The following is a 14,804-nucleotide window of genomic DNA, read 5'->3' as shown; positions in this document are numbered from 1 at the left end:
TGATGCTGAGCACCTTAACCGAGTCCCGCTCTTGTGCGGAGGGTCGTATCAGTATGCGGGACGACCGGCGAGTAACCGGGCATAGGTGACGTACGCCTCCATTTCGACCTCTCCCTCCCGCTATTTCGCTCTATTTCGCTAATCACCGTCGCACCTCGTGACAGGGCGATGACGCAGTGCCACCGTTGCATGATGACTTCGAACCCCGCCGGCTTCCAGCCCGTCTTCTGCTCGATCGTCCCCCCGCACCTGCTCGACAAGGTGGCCCGGTCCTCGAACGCGACGGCCGCCGAGCGCGCCCGACTCACCCTCGAACGCGACGCCCTGGAGCGCGGCCGGCGCCGCGACACCGTCGTCGCCCGCACCGCCGTCGTCCCCCGGCCCGTCGCCCCCGAGGACCAGAAGCCGAACCGCACCATCTACGACGCCGCGCACGGCACCGAACTGCCCGGCACGAAGGTGCGCGGCGAGAGCGACGAGCCGGGCCGGGACGCCACCGTCAACCGGGCGTTCGCCGGCCTCGGCGCCACCTTCGAGCTGTACCTGCGGAAGTACGCCCGCTGGTCGATCGACGGCAACGGGCTCGCGCTCGACGCGACGGTCCACTACGACCAGGACTACAACAACGCGTTCTGGAACGGCGAGCAGATGGTGTTCGGCGACGGGGACGGCGAGATCTTCCTCGACTTCACCCTGCCCGTCGACGTGATCGGCCACGAACTCACCCACGGCGTCACCCAGTACACGGCGAACCTGACCTACGCGGGCCAGCCGGGCGCCCTCAACGAGTCGCTCTCCGACGTCTTCGGCTCCCTCATCAAGCAGTACTCGCTCGGCCAGAGCGCCGCCGAGGCCGACTGGCTGATCGGCGCGGGGCTGCTCGCGCCGAGCGTCCAGGGCGTGGCGCTGCGCTCCATGAAGGCGCCGGGCACCGCGTACGACGACGACGTCCTCGGCAAGGACCCGCAGCCCGCCGACATGGAGCACTACGTGGACACCGAGGAGGACAACGGCGGCGTCCACATCAACTCCGGCATCCCCAACCACGCCTTCTACCTGCTGGCCACCGAACTCGGCGGGCAGGCGTGGGAGCGGGCCGGGCAGATCTGGTTCGACACCCTCACCGGCGGCGAGCTGGCACAGGACGCCTCCTTCGCGGACTTCGCGCAGCTGACCGCGGAGACCGCCCGGGAGCGGTACGGGGCGGGCGACGAGACCCAGGCCGTGCTCAAGGCCTGGGAACAGGTCGGGGTGCCGACGAGCTGAACGGGTAGGCGGCAGCCATGCGGATTCACGTCAGGCGCACGGGCGGCTTCGCCGGGGTCCCCCGGCAGGCCGAGATCGACACGGCGGGCCACGCAGACGAGCACGAGTGGCGGGAGCTGGCCGCGGCGGCGCTCGCCGAGGGCCGCGACAGCCCGCCCACCGGGGTGCCCGACGGGTTCAGCTACACGATCACCGTGGACGGGCGGACGGTGTACTGCGCGGATCCGCGGCTCACTCCGGAGCAGCGCAGGCTGATCACCCGGGTCCTGAAGGAGGGCGCCTGAAGGAGGGCGCCTGGTGGAGGGTGCCTGATGGAGGTCGTCTGACGGAGGTCGTCTGAAGGCCTGAGCGCCCGGGGTTTCCCGCCTGGTGATACCCGCGGTAACTACTGGTGGTTGCACGGGCGTTGACTTCTCTACCGGTCGGTACGGATGATCGCGCCCATGCCAGCCACCCCGGACGCGTCGCCGCTCCCGAAGTTCCCGCCCGGCTTCCTGTGGGGTGTCTCCACCTCCGCCCACCAGATCGAGGGCGCCGCCGAGGGACGCGCGCCCTCGATCTGGGACGTGTTCGGCGCCGAACCCGGGCGGATCAAGGACGGCTCCACCGCGGACACGGCCTGCGACCACGTGGCCCGTCACCGCGAGGACGTGGACCTCGTCCACGGTCTCGGGGTCGGCGCGTACCGCTTCTCCGTGTCCTGGCCGCGGGTGCTGCGGCCCGGCGGCCTCGACTTCTACGACCGGCTCGTCGACGAGCTGTGCGCGCGGGGCGTGCGGCCGGTTCCGACCCTCTTCCACTGGGACCTGCCCGTCGAGGTCGAGGAGGCCGGCGGCTGGCTGTCCCGGGACACCGCGGCCCGGTTCGCTGCCCACGCGCAGACCGTCGCGGCGCGGCTCGCCGACCGCACCGGCACCTGGATCACCCTCAACGAGCCCGCCGAACACACCCTGCTCGGCCACGCCCTCGGCGCGCACGCGCCCGGCAAGAAGCTGCTGTTCGACGCGCTGCCGGTCGCCCACCACCAGCTCCTCGCGCACGGGCTCGCCGCGCAGGCGCTGCGCGCGGCGGGCGCCACCGACATCGGCATCGCCAACTCCCACGGCCCGACCTGGCCCGCCTCCGCCGGACCGGCCGACGCCGCGGCCGCCGACCTGTACGACGTCGTCCTCAACCGGCTCTTCTCCGACCCGCTGCTGCTCGGCCGCTACCCCGACGGGTTCGGCGAGCTGATGCCGGCCGACGACCTCGCCGGCGACCTGAAGGTCATCTCCGAAGGCACCCTCGACTGGTACGGGGTGAACTACTACCAGCCGACCAAGGTGGGGGCGCCGCTGGCCGGCGGTACGGACGTGGAGTTCTCCGGACTGACGCTGCCCGCCGAACTGCCCTTCTCGGTACGGGAGATCGAGGGACACCCGGTGACGGACTTCGGCTGGCCCGTCGTCCCCGACGCGCTCACCGAACTCCTCACCTCCTTCCGCGACCGGTACGGGGACCGGCTGCCGCCCGTTGTCATCACCGAGAACGGCTGCGCGTACGAGGGCCTCGACGACCGGGCCCGCATCGCCTACCTGGACGGACACCTGCGGGCCCTGCACCGGGCGATGGAGGCGGGCGCCGACGTGCGCGGCTACTTCGTCTGGTCGCTCCTCGACAACTGGGAATGGGCCGAGGGCTACACGAAGCGCTTCGGCCTGATCCACGTCGATTACGCGACCGGGACCCGCACACCGAAGGCCTCGTACGCCTGGCTGCGCGACGCGCTGCGGGAGCAGAAGGCGCCGCGGTCATGAGCGCGCTCGCCCTGGAGGAGCCCGCCGAGCGGGTCCGGCGCGGCTGGACGGTCGCCCTGTCGCTGGCCAACGGTGCGATCTGGGTGGGCTGGTACGGGCCGCTCCAGATCCTTCTCGCCCAGCAGTCGGAGCGGTTCGCGCCCGGCACCGGCCTGTCGAAGGAGTCGCTGCTCGCCTGGGTCACCGGGGTCGGGGCCGTTGTCTCCCTCGCGGCGAACCCGCTGTTCGGGGCGCTGTCCGACCGGACCGTGTCCCGCTACGGGCGGCGTACGCCGTGGATCGTGGCCGGGGCCGTCGGCGGGGCGCTGTCCCTGCTGCTGCTCGGGGTCGCGGAGGCCGTCTGGGTGCTGTTCCTGGGCTGGTGCCTGGTGCAGCTGACACTGAACGCGGCGTTCGCGGCGGTCACCGCGGCCGTGCCGGACCGGGTGCCGCGCCTCCAGCGCGGGGCGGTCGGCGGATGGCTCGGGGCCGCGCAGATCCTCGGGGTCGTCGGCGGGACCGGGCTCGCGACGCTGGCCGGCGGGACGGGGGCCGGGTACGCGGCCTGTGCCGTCTTCACGCTGGTCGGGGTCGCGCCGTACGTGCTGCGCCATCCCGATCTGCGGCTCGCCGCGGCCGATCGGCCCGCCTGGTCGTGGCGGGCCTTCGCCGCGGGGTTCTGGCTGAGCCCGCGCGCCCATCCCGACTTCGCGTGGGCCTGGCTGACCCGGTTCCTGATCAACCTCGGCAACGCGCTCGTTCTCCTGTACCTCTTCTACTACCTCCGCGACCAACTCCACTATCCGGACCCGGAGTCCGGGGTGCTGATCCTCACCGCCGTGAACGGGGTGACGCTGCTCGCCACGGTGGTGGTGGGCGGGGTCTGGTCGGACCGGGTCGGCCGGCGCAAACCGTTCGTCCTGTGGTCCGGGGTACTCATCGCCGTCGCGACGGGGGTGCTGTCCGGGTGGCAGACGTGGAGCGGGGCGCTCGTCGCCGCCGCGGTGCTCGGGGTGGGCTTCGGTGTCTTCACCTCCGTCGACTTCGCCCTGATGACGGACGTGCTTCCGGCGGCCCTGGACCGGGGCAAGGACCTCGGCGTCATCAACATCGCGAACTCCCTGCCGCAGGTGGCCGCGCCCGTACTGGCCGCGCCGCTGGTCGGCCAACTGGGCGGCTACCGGGTCCTCTACCTGGTCTCAGCGGCGATCGGCCTCGCGGGCGCGCTGCTGGTCCATCGCATCAAGGGGGTGGACTGACGACGGCTACGCCCCCCCCGGGGGGGGGGCGGCAATGCGGGGGCCGGGGCCTGAGCGCGGCTGCGCCTCCGGCCGGGGGTGGCAACGTGGGTGCCGGGGCCGGTTCCTTGGTCGGTGCCTTTGCCGGACCTGAGCATGACTGCGCCTCCGGCGCGGGGCGGCACCCTGGGCGCCGGGGCCGGAACGGGGACCGAACGCGGCCGCGCCTCCGGCCGGGGCGGCACCCTGGGCGCCAGGGCCGGAACCGGGACCGAACGCCGCCGCGCCTCCGGCCGGGGCGGCACCCTGGGCGCCGGGGCCAGAGCCCAAGCCGCCCGGCGCCTGCGCCCCAGCCGCCCGCCTCGGACCAGCACTCCGGCTCGGGATCCGTGCCGCCCCTCCCCTGCACACCCCCTCCAGGACATCGGCCCGGCACCCGGCCTCAGGCAACACCCAGCCCCGGGCACACATCCGGCCGCCCCAACCTTGGCCCGCTTGCCCCGGCCACGCATCCGGCCGCCCCAACCTTGGCCCGTTCGCCCCAGCCCCTCTCCCACCCACCCGCCCCCTCCGGGGGCGTTCGGCCCGGCACCCGGCCTCAGGCAACACCCCAGCCCGGGTACGCATTTCGGTCGGCCTGGCCTTGGGCAGTCTGCCGCCTGGGGCGATGGGAGTCCTCCCTGCTCGACGCGCGAAGCCGAGAGCTTGAGGGAGGGTGGGCAAGGCGGCACCCCGGCGCCGGGTGCGCTCATCGGGGCTCGGCTACAGCGTCGACGCCGTGGGGGCCGGACATCACCGCCGACCGCGCCACCGTCGTGGTTACTCGCGCAGTTCCCCGCGCCCCTGACGGGGCACGTCTGCTCCGGCGCCAGGCAGACAGGGCCGATCGCGCCCAGGCGGTGGAGCCGCACATCGACACAGCCCCGCGCCCGTTACGGGGTGCCTGTCGGCTCTGGCCGCAAACCAGTCGCCGCTGGGGCGTCGCCCCGGCGCCGGGCCGACGCCCCCGGAGGGGGCGGGCGGGTGGGATAAAGGCTCAGCACAGGCCGTACGACGGCGCCGGATGTGGCTGTGCCGTGGGGCACGCTGCGCAGCCGTTGCCGGAGGACGTGTCGGGCCCGCGCGTCGATACAGCACCGTGCCCAGGAGGGCCGGGGTCGGGCGGCGGCCCAGGGAAAGGGGAGGCTCCGTGCGGAAATGGGCTCCGCTGCGGCCCCGCCACAAGGGGCCACCGCCCGAGCGTGATCACAGCGCGCCGGCTGCCTGGGCCGACCAGAGAGACGGGTACAGGGGGCGGTAGCCCAGTTCATGGCGGATGCGGGACGTGGACATCACCGCGTGCCAGGGGTCCGTGGTCTCCCTCTCGGACACGGCGGGCGGGACCTCCACACCCGCGAAGGTGAGCAGGTCGATCGTGGTGAGCGGGGCGTCGTCCGCGATGTTGTACGCGCCGGACGCACCCGGCGCGTACAGGAGCCGCAGCAGGCCCTGGCCCACATCCGCGTGGTGCCCGAGGTGCAGCCGCTGCATCCCGGCCCACCCGGGGGCCCACTCCACGGCGGTGTCGAGGTGCGGGTCCCCGTCCCCGTACACGAAGGGCAGGCGCCCGATCCGCAGATCACCGAGCCCGGAGAGTCCCGCGAGCCCCTGTTCGGCCTCCCACTTGGACTCGGGGTAGGCGCCCCACAGGTGCCCGCCCGGCACCGACTCGTCCGACTCGACGAGCGCCCGCCCCCGCCCCGCGCCGTACACCAGCCCCGTGCTGACCTGCACGAACCTGCCGACGCCTGAGGCCACCGCGGCCCGCCCGAGCTCGATCGCCGCGTCCCGGTTGACCGCGCGCGCCTCCTCGTCCGGGACTCCCCGGAACGCCGCCGCGACGTTCACGACCGCGTCCACCCCGGCCGTCACCTTCCCGAGGGTCTCCGCGTCCCGCAGATCCCCCACGACGACCTCGGCCCCGAGCTCCGCGAACTCCTCCCCGCGCTCCGCCTCCCGCACCAGCACCCGCACCCGGTCCCCGTGCGGGGCCGCCCGCAGCAGCCGCGGCACGAACCGCCGCCCGACCTGACCCGTCGCACCCGTCACCAATATCAGCATGGCCGTCTCCTCGTCCTCGTAGCCAAAGTGGCCGAACCGGCCGTGGCCGAACCGGCCGTGGCTGAAGCCTCCGCCCGCCGCCGCCCCGGCGGGAGAGACGCGGTTATCCAGGGACCGGCACTCCCTGGATACGGACCCGGCGGCGAGCCATGCTGAAAGACGTGAACCGTGCCGAACTCGCCGACTTCCTGCGCCGCTCCCGCAGTCGCCTGAACCCCCCGGACGTGGGCCTGCCCACGGGCCCGCGCCGCCGCACCCCGGGCCTGCGCCGCGAGGAGGTGGCGCAGCTCGCCGGGATGTCCGCGGACTACTACACGCGGCTGGAGCAGCGCCGCGGCTCGCACCCCTCGCGCCAGATGCTGACGGCGCTGGCCCGCGCGCTGCGCCTGACGGAGGCCGAGCGGGACCATCTGTTCCATCTGGCGGGCGAGGAGCCGCCGCGGCCCGGCACCTCGTCGGGGCATGTCCGCCCGGGGCTGCTGCTGATCCTGGACCGGCTGCACGATCTGCCGGCGACGGTGTTCGGCGACTGGGGCGAGGTGCTCGCGCAGAACGCGATGTCGATGGCGCTGACCGGCGACCACGTGGGCACGAACATGATCCGCCGCTGGTTCACGGACCCGGCGACCCGCGCCCTGTTCCCCGCCGACCAGCACGAGGGGCTCGGCCGCGCCCATGTGGCGGGCCTGCGCGCGGTCGCGGCGGCCCGCCCGGACGACCCGGGCCCGGCCGCGCTCGTCCGCGAACTGCGGTCCGCGTCGGCGGAGTTCGAGGAGATGTGGGCGGCGCACGACGTGGTCGTGGACCGCCCGTCGCCGAAACGCTTCGTGCACCCGGTCGTCGGCGTGCTCGACCTGGACTGCGAGGTGCTGCTGGGCGCCGGCCACGACCAGCAGCTCGTCGTGCACTCGGCACGCCCGGGCACCCCGGCGTACGAGCGGCTGGAGCTGCTGCGGGTGATCGGGCTCCAGGACCTGGCCCCGAGCCCGACCGTGTACGAGTAGGGAGTACGAGGACCGGGGCCGGGGTCAGAAGCCGAGCTTGCGGAGCTGGCGGGGGTCGCGCTGCCAGTCCTTGGCGACCTTCACATGCAGGTCCAGGTAGACCGGCGTGCCGAGGAGCGCCTCGATCTGCTTGCGGGACTTGATGCCGACGTCCTTGAGGCGCTTGCCCTTGGGGCCGATGATGATGCCCTTCTGGCTGGGCCGCTCGATGTAGACGAAGGCGTGGATGTCGAGGAGCGGCTTGTCGGCGGGGCGGTCCTCGCGCGGCAGCATCTCCTCGACGACAACGGCGATGGAGTGCGGCAGCTCGTCGCGGACGCCTTCGAGCGCGGCCTCGCGGATCAGCTCGGCGACCATGACCTGCTCGGGCTCGTCGGTGAGGTCGCCCTCCGGGTAGAGCGCCGGGCCCTCGGGCAGCAGCGGCACGATGAGGTCGGCGAGCAGGTCGACCTGCTTGTCGCCGACGGCGGAGACCGGGATGATCTCGGCCCACTCGAAGCCGAGCTCCTTGCCGAGCTGGTCGATGGCGATGAGCTGCTCGGCGAGCTGCTTGCTGTCGACGAGGTCGGTCTTGGTGACGATCGCGATCTTCGGCGTCTTCTTGATCGACGCGAGTTCCTTGGCGATGAACCGGTCGCCGGGGCCGAGCTTCTCGTTCGCGGGCAGGCAGAAGCCGATCACGTCGACCTCGGCCCAGGTGGTGCGCACCACGTCGTTGAGCCGCTCGCCGAGCAGGGTGCGCGGCTTGTGGAGCCCGGGGGTGTCGACCAGGATCAGCTGCGCGTCGTCACGGTGCACGATGCCGCGCACGGTGTGCCGCGTGGTCTGCGGCTGGTCGGCGGTGATCGCGACCTTCTTGCCGACCAGAGCGTTCGTGAGGGTGGACTTGCCCGCGTTGGGGCGGCCGACGAAGCAGGCGAAGCCGGCGCGGTGGGCAGGTCCGGCAGCGGGGGTGTGAACGCTCATGGCGCCCATTGTCCCTGATCCGCGAAGCCGTGCGGCACCGTGAGGGTCTCGTAACACCGGGGTGACACGAAACACGGCGGAAACCCCGGGGTGCGACAACGGAAACGCGGGCCGGTGACGCTGGCCCGCATGCCTCCCACGCCCCCTCCCCTCGCCGCCCCGGTAGCCGCCGCCCTCGACACGGGTGACACGGCCTGGCTGCTCGCCGCGACCGCGCTCGTTCTGCTGATGACCCCGGGCCTGGCCCTGTTCTACGGGGGCATGGTCCGCACGAAGAGCGTCCTCAACATGCTGATGATGAGCTTCGTGTCGATCGCCCTGGTGACGGTGGTGTGGCTGGTGGCGGGCTATTCGCTGGCCTTCGGCGACGACGCGTTCGCGGGTCTGATCGGGGATCTGGGGCACGCGGGCATGGCGGGGGTGGGCCCGGACGACGTGACCGGCACCGTCCCCACCTTCCTCTTCACCACGTTCCAGCTGACCTTCGCGATCCTGACGGCGGCGCTGATCAGCGGCGCGGTCGCGGACCGCACGAGGTTCGGGGCGTGGCTGGTCTTCGTGCCGGTGTGGGCGCTGCTCGTATACGTCCCGGTCGCGCACTGGGTGTGGGGGCCGGGCGGCTGGATCGCGCACCACCTGGGCGCGCTGGACTTCGCGGGCGGCCTGGTCGTCGAGATCGCGTCGGGCGCGTCGGGGCTCGCGCTGTGTCTGGTGCTCGGGCCGCGGCTCGGGTTCAAGAAGGACGCGATGCGCCCGCACAACCTGCCGATGGTGGTCCTGGGCGCGGGCCTGCTGTGGTTCGGCTGGCTCGGTTTCAACGGTGGCTCGGCGCTCGGCGCGAACGGGCTGGCCGCGGCTTCCCTGTTCAACACGCTGATCGCGGGCTGTACGGGGCTGCTCGGCTGGCTGTTCGTGGAGCAGAAGCGGGACGGGCATCCGACGACGTTCGGCGCCGCGTCGGGCGCGGTCGCCGGACTCGTCGCGATCACCCCGGCGTGCGGGGTCGTGGGGGTGCTCGGCGCGGCCGTGGTCGGGCTCGCGGCCGGTGTCGTGTGTTCGTACGCGGTCGCCTGGAAGTTCCGCTTCGACTACGACGACTCGCTGGACGTGGTCGGCGTGCACTTCGTGGGCGGGGTCGTGGGCACGGTCCTGATCGGCCTGTTCGCCACGTCGGCGATGACGGGCTCGGCGGACAAGGAGGGTCTGCTGTACGGCGGCGGGTTCGGTCAGCTGGGCAAGCAGCTGCTCGCGGTGCTGGTCGTGGCGGCGTACACGTTCCTGGTGACGTACGGGATCGGGAAGGCGATCGACCGGCTGATGGGCTTCCGGGCCGGTGAGGACGAGGAGCGCACGGGCCTGGACCAGACGGCGCACGCGGAGACCGCTTACGATCACGGCGTCCTCGGGCACGGTGCCCCGCAGGGCAGCACTCCTGTCGCCGGAAGGGTCACATCATGAAGCTGATCACCGCGGTCGTGAAGCCGTTTCGCCTCGACGAGGTGAAGACGGCGTTGCAGGAGCTGGGTGTGCACGGTCTGACGGTGACCGAGGCCAGCGGGTACGGGCGCCAGCGGGGCCACACGGAGGTGTACCGGGGCGCCGAGTACCGGGTGGATCTGGTGCCGAAGGTGCGCATCGAGGTGGTCGTCGCGGACGACGACGCGGAGCCCGTGATGGAAGCGGTCGTGCGGGCGGCGCGCACCGGGAAGATCGGCGACGGCAAGGTCTGGGCCGTGCCCGTCGACACCGTGGTGCGGGTGCGGACGGGCGAACGGGGCCCCGACGCCGTCTGAGTCAGTCGCTGACTGGTGGTGCGGCTCAGAGCTTGGCGCCGCAGACGGGCCAGGCGCCCTTGCCCTGCGAGGCGAGCACCTTGTTGGCGACGGCGATCTGCTCGCTCTTGCTGGCCTGGTGCGCGGCCGGGGCGTACTGGGTGCCGCCGTACGCGGCCCAGGTGGACGGCGTGAACTGCAGGCCGCCGGAGAAGCCGTTGCCGGTGTTCGCCGACCAGTTGCCGGTCGACTCGCACTGCGCGACGGCGTCCCAGCCGGAGGCGGCGGGCGCGGCGGACGCGCTGCCGGTGCCGGCGAAGACGGCGGTGCCGACGGCGCCGGCGAGCACGGCTCCGGCGGCGAAGCGACGGGCGCGGTTGGTGCGGGCGGCGGTGGCGGTACGGGCGAAGCTGAACACGTAAGAAACCTTTGTTCGGGGTCGGGGGTGTCGCCGCGCCTCCCGTGACGGGGGGGCGCTGCCGGAACCTCTCGGCGCCGGGCGACTGCTCCACCATGGCCCGCGGCAAGGCTCGTTTTTTGGGTCCCCGGTCCCACCGAACGGGACTTTGGTCCTTTCTTCGGTCCCCATAAGTACCGGGACCAAAGTCCCTTGCGCGCCTTAAACACGCAGTTTTGTCCGATTCGCCCGAGGGGCCTTCCGGCCCCGCCCGAGCCCGACGTGAGGACGCTCACGTAACCCCCTGATCAGGGCTTATATGTGACCTGCGCCTCTCCGGGACCGCCGCGCGCGGACCGTCAGAGTGGTCCCGGTCACGAGCAGCGCGGCCACGACGAGCACGAACACCCACGGAAGCGCCAGATACGAGACGCTCACCGACTCGCGGGTCTCGCGGGCGCTCGCGGTGAGCGTGATGTCGCCCCGGTCGAACTGCGGGGCCCCGTTCCACCGCGCGGTGAGCCGGACCCGCTGCCCGGGCAGCAGTTCGGCGGGCGTCCCGGACAGGGAGCGGGCCAGCAGCGTGCGCCCGAAGAGCCCGCCGGCGTGCAGCCGGACGGACGGGTCGAGGGTGACGTTGCCGCGGTTGCGCAGGGTGTACGAGATGACGGCGGTGCTCGGCCCGGTGCCCGGCACCATGGGCCGGCTGTGCTCGACCTTCACCTGCTCGACGCTGATCGCGGGCATCGTCGGACCGCTGACCCGCAGGTAGACGCGGGCGGCGACGGCGCGCTGCACGCCCAGGGCGAGGGAGCCGTCGCCGCGGTCGACCCGCTCGTCGAGGGCGACGATCGCGCCGGGGTGGTCGCCGGGCTCGGCGCGTTCGGGCACCTTGATCGTGATCGGGACGGTGACCCGGCCGCGGGGCGGGACGGTGACGCGGGTGCGGGCGGGGCGGGCCCAGACGCCGACGCCGCGCTGCTTCTCCTTGCGCGTCCGCACGGCGAAGCCGCCGTCGCGCGCGGTGTTGTACGCGTCGGCCGCGTAGAGCCGGAAGGTGAGGGGGCGCGCGGTCTTGTTGGCGACGACGACACGGTCGCGCAGGGTGTCGCCGGGGTCGGCCGAGAGGTGGAAGTAGGGGCGCCGGGCGAGCTCGGTGGCGTAGGGGAAGACGGACCAGCTGCCGTTGTCGGCGGCCTGGGCGGGCGCGCCGCTCAGCAGGCAGCCGAGGAGCAGCAGAAGCAGGACGGCACAGGACGGCTTGCGCATCGGTGCGGGACCCCCGGGGCGGGCGGCGAAGGCGGAGGAAAACGACGACAGAAGGAGACAGGAGAAGACAGGGGAAGGCGGGAGGGGAACGGCGATGCCGGGCGGGTGCGCGCCCGGCTCGCTCACGGCTCGTCCGGGTCGGGACTCAGGCGAGCGTGAGGGTGAGGACGCCCGCGTACGATCCGGGCGCCGTGAACTGCGGCACGTTCAGCGAGAGCCCGGCGTCGACCGTGAACTCGCCGCCGGTGGCGGCGGCGTCCGGCGCCGACGCGAGGGTGGCGCCCGCGGAGCCGACGGCCCCGGCGGATCCGGCCTTGCAGGTGCTCGGGCTGCCCGCCTTGGTGGCGCACTTCGGGGTCCAGCTCAGCTTGTCGCCCCCGATGGAGGCGCCGCCGGGCCCGGTGAAGTCGGTGACCTTGCCGGTCAGGGACCAGCCCGCGGGGCCGCCGCGGAAGTCCTTGACGGTCACCGTCTGCAGGTCGCCCTTGGCGGCGCCGCCCTGCCCGTAGTCGACGGCACCGAGCTCGACGGTGTCACCGGCCTGGGTCATCGACAGCGTGCCCGCCTTCACGGACGCCTTGATCTTCTGGCTGCCCGGCGGCACCGGACTGTCGTCGATGACGACGTACGCCGCGGGCCCGGCGCCCTTGTCGTCGCTCCAGGCACCTCCCTCGTAGGCGACGACCCCGGTGGTCGTCTTGTCGTTGACGGTCAGGGAGCCGCTGAAGGAGCCCTGGTCGTCGGCGGTGACAGTGGCGGTGTCGCCGGTCTGCGCGGCACCGGCGCGGCCGGCCAGCGTGACGGAGGCACCCGGGGTGAACTTGCTGCCGGAGACGGTGACCGCGTCACCGGGCTTCCCGGAGGCCGTGCCGAGCTGGATGGCCCGCGGGTTGGTGGTACCGCCGCCGTCCGTGGCGTTCACGGTCTCGGAGACGGGCGCGGGCCCGTTCGTCACCGTGCACGGGGTGTCCAGCTCCATGATGTAGCTGGTGTGGATGTTGTAGTCGCCCGGCGACAGGTTGATCGCGCCCGGCGACGTGACCGTGAACGTGCCGGTCATGGAGAAGGACGGGAAGGCGCCCTTGCCGGGCACCGGCTCGTTCTTCTTCGGCCCGGCGACGGTGATCTCCCCGCCCTGTGCGCCCCCGAGGACGACCTTGCCGGTCGGCGTCATGATGTCGGCCGGCAGGGCGAGGTCCACCGGGTTGCTGGCGGCGGGCTTGACCACGGTGTACGTCACGGTGACGGTGTCGCCGACCTTGGGGGCGGCGTTGTCGACATCGATCCGGGCCGTGGTGGTGCCGTCGATCGGCGGGATGCCGGCGATGGCGGGCGGGATGCAGTGCGTGGCGAAGTCCACGTCGGTGGACTGGGCGGCGGCGCTGGCCGGTGCGGCGAGCGTGCCGCCCGCGGTGACCGCGAGCGCGGCGGCCCCGAGCAGCGCGGCCCAGCCGCGGCGTCTTCGACTGGTGGAACCCATGGACGTCCCCTCCTGATGGGTGTGGGCGCGGCGGCTCCGGTGCCGGTTTCGCGCCGACTGCGCACATTGACGTGTGGGTTGTGTGAAAAGTCAATGGAGTCGAACCGCATCAGCTGATGGCCCATCAGATGATGGCAAGTTCCTTGGAGCACCTGTCAGTCGGGCAACAAAAAAGCGGCCCGTGCCTCAGCACGGACCGCTCATTTTCCCGCCGCTCAGCCGGCGGTGACGGACACCTTCACGACCCCGTCGGTCCCGGCCACGATCACGGGAGTGCCGGCCCCGCCGAGGTCCGCCACGGCGGCCCGGTCCGCGTCCGCGGCACCTTCCGCTTCGGTCACCACGGCGGCCGCCTCCAGGGACTGCGCCCCGGACGCGACGGCCATCGCGACGGCCGTCTGCAGCGCGCTGAGCTTGAGCGAGTCCAGCGCGACCGTCCCGGCCACGTACGTACGCCCCGTCTCGTCCCGCACGGCGGCCCCTTCGGCCACCCCGTTCCGGGCCCGGGCCGAACGAGCCAGCGTGACGATCTTGCGGTCCTCTGCGGTGAGGTCGGTGCTCTCAGTCATGGGGTGAGCATAAAGAGCGCCGCCCGGGGCTCACACACCCGGCGGCTTCGGGAAGCCCTGCGGCCACACCTGCGGGCCGCCCGCCGTCGCGCCACCGTCCACCGCGATCTCCGCACCGGTCACATAGCCGAGCTCGTCCCCGGCCAGCGCGAGCACGGCCGCCGCGATGTCCCGCGCCGTCGCCATCCGGCGCAGCCCGGCCACGTTCAGCGGCCCCCACGCCTTCTTGAACGCCTCCCAGTCGGCGTCCGGCACCCCGGCCGGGCGCACCAGCGGGGTGTCGGTCGTGCCGGGCCGGATCGCGTTGATCCGCACCCCCCGGTCCCCGTAGTCCATGGCGGCCGCCCGCACGATGCCCTCGACGCCGCGCTTGCCCGCCGCGTACGCCGCGTGTCCGGGCCTGACCCGTTCCGCGCCCGCCGACGACGTGCACACGATGACGCCGCCGCCGCGCCGCAGCAGATGCGGGATCTCGTACTTCACGCCGAGGAAGACGCCGCGCTCGTTCGTGGCGAGGGCGTCGTCCCACTCGGCGACGGTCATCTCGTGCAGCGGCTTCGACCTCTCGACCCCGGCGTTGTTGAAGGCGATGTCGAGCCCGCCGTAGCGCCGTGCCACGCCGTCGACGAACGCCTCGACCTGCTCGGCCTCCCTGACGTCGGCGTGCAGGTACGTGGCCTCGCCGCCCGCCTGCCGGATCTCCCGCTCCACCTCCCGGCCCAGCTCGCGCCGGCGGCCGCAGAAGCCGACCCTGGCGCCCTCCGCGGCGAACGCCTTCGCGGTGGCCCTGCCGATGCCGGACGTGGCCCCGGTGACAAGGACGACCTTCCCGGCGAACCGGCGGCCGGGCGCGTCCGCCGCCCGGGCCCGGGGCGCGGCGGCGACGGTCGCGGCGGCGGCGACGGCGCCGGAGAGCGCGGCACGGCGGCTGAACGGACTCGCGGGCATGGGGAACTCCATCTCTCCGG

Annotated in this window: 14 protein-coding genes; 7 read left to right on the top strand and 7 right to left on the bottom strand. The window is 73.0% G+C overall.

Annotation, left to right across the window (positions count from 1 at the left end):
• The first annotated feature begins 192 nt into the window (after nucleotides 1-192).
• The 4 genes from IAG42_RS24050 (at nucleotide 193) to IAG42_RS24035 (ending at nucleotide 4,300) form a co-directional block, all read left to right on the top strand.
• Entirely contained in the window at nucleotides 193-1,266 is a 1,074-nt protein-coding gene (locus tag IAG42_RS24050; protein WP_188339034.1) for a M4 family metallopeptidase, read from the top strand.
• A 17-nt stretch (nucleotides 1,267-1,283) separates the two neighbouring features.
• Nucleotides 1,284-1,550, top strand: a complete 267-nt coding sequence (locus IAG42_RS24045) for a protealysin inhibitor emfourin (RefSeq protein ID WP_188339033.1) — start codon at nucleotides 1,284-1,286, stop codon at nucleotides 1,548-1,550.
• 159 nt (nucleotides 1,551-1,709) lie between these two features.
• Nucleotides 1,710-3,062: a GH1 family beta-glucosidase gene (locus tag IAG42_RS24040; RefSeq protein ID WP_188339032.1), complete on the top strand. Its 1,353-nt coding sequence runs from the start codon at nucleotides 1,710-1,712 to the stop codon at nucleotides 3,060-3,062.
• Nucleotides 3,059-4,300 (top strand): MFS transporter, encoded by a 1,242-nt coding sequence (locus IAG42_RS24035; RefSeq protein WP_188339031.1) that lies wholly within the window; start codon nucleotides 3,059-3,061, stop codon nucleotides 4,298-4,300. The genes IAG42_RS24040 and IAG42_RS24035 overlap by 4 nt, the downstream gene beginning before the upstream one ends.
• Nucleotides 4,301-5,524: 1,224 nt before the next feature.
• On the opposite strand, the gene IAG42_RS24030 is transcribed toward IAG42_RS24035, so the two are convergent.
• On the bottom strand, nucleotides 5,525-6,379 hold the full coding sequence (locus IAG42_RS24030) for an NAD-dependent epimerase/dehydratase family protein (RefSeq protein ID WP_188339030.1): 855 nt from the start codon (nucleotides 6,377-6,379) through the stop codon (nucleotides 5,525-5,527).
• Between the two features lie 161 nt (nucleotides 6,380-6,540).
• Here IAG42_RS24030 and IAG42_RS24025 point away from each other — a divergent pair, with 161 nt between their 5' ends.
• A complete protein-coding gene (locus IAG42_RS24025) occupies nucleotides 6,541-7,383 on the top strand; it encodes a helix-turn-helix transcriptional regulator (protein WP_188339029.1) in 843 nt (280 codons plus the stop codon).
• Nucleotides 7,384-7,407: 24 nt separating this feature from the next.
• Here IAG42_RS24025 and era read toward each other — a convergent pair whose 3' ends face one another.
• Nucleotides 7,408-8,358, bottom strand: a complete 951-nt coding sequence (gene era, locus IAG42_RS24020; RefSeq protein ID WP_188339028.1) for a GTPase Era — start codon at nucleotides 8,356-8,358, stop codon at nucleotides 7,408-7,410.
• 120 nt (nucleotides 8,359-8,478) lie between these two features.
• Between era and IAG42_RS24015 the strand changes: the two genes are divergently transcribed.
• Both IAG42_RS24015 and IAG42_RS24010 read left to right on the top strand, forming a co-directional pair.
• Nucleotides 8,479-9,807 carry an ammonium transporter gene (locus IAG42_RS24015; RefSeq protein WP_188339027.1) on the top strand — a complete coding sequence of 443 codons (1,329 nt, stop codon included), beginning with the start codon at nucleotides 8,479-8,481 and terminating at the stop codon, nucleotides 9,805-9,807.
• Nucleotides 9,804-10,142, top strand: a complete 339-nt coding sequence (locus IAG42_RS24010; protein WP_188339026.1) for a P-II family nitrogen regulator — start codon at nucleotides 9,804-9,806, stop codon at nucleotides 10,140-10,142. The genes IAG42_RS24015 and IAG42_RS24010 overlap by 4 nt, the downstream gene beginning before the upstream one ends.
• Before the next feature lie 25 nt (nucleotides 10,143-10,167).
• Here the strand turns inward: IAG42_RS24010 and IAG42_RS24005 are convergent, their stop codons facing one another.
• The 5 genes from IAG42_RS24005 to IAG42_RS23985 form a co-directional block, all read right to left on the bottom strand.
• A complete protein-coding gene (locus tag IAG42_RS24005) occupies nucleotides 10,168-10,539 on the bottom strand; it encodes a transglycosylase family protein (RefSeq protein ID WP_394811241.1) in 372 nt (123 codons plus the stop codon).
• Nucleotides 10,540-10,833: 294 nt separating this feature from the next.
• The gene (locus IAG42_RS24000) at nucleotides 10,834-11,787 is read right to left on the bottom strand and encodes a WxL protein peptidoglycan domain-containing protein (RefSeq protein ID WP_188339025.1); all 954 of its coding nucleotides are present in this window, start codon (nucleotides 11,785-11,787) and stop codon (nucleotides 10,834-10,836) included.
• 145 nt (nucleotides 11,788-11,932) lie between these two features.
• Nucleotides 11,933-13,267, bottom strand: a complete 1,335-nt coding sequence (locus IAG42_RS23995) for a WxL domain-containing protein (RefSeq protein ID WP_188339024.1) — start codon at nucleotides 13,265-13,267, stop codon at nucleotides 11,933-11,935.
• A gap of 215 nt (nucleotides 13,268-13,482) precedes the next feature.
• On the bottom strand, nucleotides 13,483-13,836 hold the full coding sequence (locus tag IAG42_RS23990) for a cytidine deaminase (RefSeq protein WP_188339023.1): 354 nt from the start codon (nucleotides 13,834-13,836) through the stop codon (nucleotides 13,483-13,485).
• 30 nt (nucleotides 13,837-13,866) lie between these two features.
• On the bottom strand, nucleotides 13,867-14,784 hold the full coding sequence (locus IAG42_RS23985) for an SDR family NAD(P)-dependent oxidoreductase (protein ID WP_188339022.1): 918 nt from the start codon (nucleotides 14,782-14,784) through the stop codon (nucleotides 13,867-13,869).
• Nucleotides 14,785-14,804 lie beyond the last annotated feature (20 nt).

Source organism: Streptomyces xanthii, from assembly GCF_014621695.1.
Taxonomy (GTDB): domain Bacteria; phylum Actinomycetota; class Actinomycetes; order Streptomycetales; family Streptomycetaceae; genus Streptomyces; species Streptomyces xanthii.
Note: the sequence above shows the minus strand (reverse complement) of the source record. Positions and strands in the feature narration are given on the sequence as shown.

Coding starts and splice junctions, on each gene's coding strand:
- IAG42_RS24050 (WP_188339034.1), top strand. CDS start 193: ATGACTTCGAACCCCGCCGGCTTCCAGCCCGTCTTCTGCTCGATCGTC.
- IAG42_RS24045 (WP_188339033.1), top strand. CDS start 1,284: ATGCGGATTCACGTCAGGCGCACGGGCGGCTTCGCCGGGGTCCCCCGG.
- IAG42_RS24040 (WP_188339032.1), top strand. CDS start 1,710: ATGCCAGCCACCCCGGACGCGTCGCCGCTCCCGAAGTTCCCGCCCGGC.
- IAG42_RS24035 (WP_188339031.1), top strand. CDS start 3,059: ATGAGCGCGCTCGCCCTGGAGGAGCCCGCCGAGCGGGTCCGGCGCGGC.
- IAG42_RS24030 (WP_188339030.1), bottom strand. CDS start 6,379: ATGCTGATATTGGTGACGGGTGCGACGGGTCAGGTCGGGCGGCGGTTC.
- era (WP_188339028.1), bottom strand. CDS start 8,358: ATGGGCGCCATGAGCGTTCACACCCCCGCTGCCGGACCTGCCCACCGC.
- IAG42_RS24015 (WP_188339027.1), top strand. CDS start 8,479: ATGCCTCCCACGCCCCCTCCCCTCGCCGCCCCGGTAGCCGCCGCCCTC.
- IAG42_RS24010 (WP_188339026.1), top strand. CDS start 9,804: ATGAAGCTGATCACCGCGGTCGTGAAGCCGTTTCGCCTCGACGAGGTG.
- IAG42_RS24000 (WP_188339025.1), bottom strand. CDS start 11,787: ATGCGCAAGCCGTCCTGTGCCGTCCTGCTTCTGCTGCTCCTCGGCTGC.
- IAG42_RS23995 (WP_188339024.1), bottom strand. CDS start 13,267: ATGGGTTCCACCAGTCGAAGACGCCGCGGCTGGGCCGCGCTGCTCGGG.
- IAG42_RS23990 (WP_188339023.1), bottom strand. CDS start 13,836: ATGACTGAGAGCACCGACCTCACCGCAGAGGACCGCAAGATCGTCACG.
- IAG42_RS23985 (WP_188339022.1), bottom strand. CDS start 14,784: ATGCCCGCGAGTCCGTTCAGCCGCCGTGCCGCGCTCTCCGGCGCCGTC.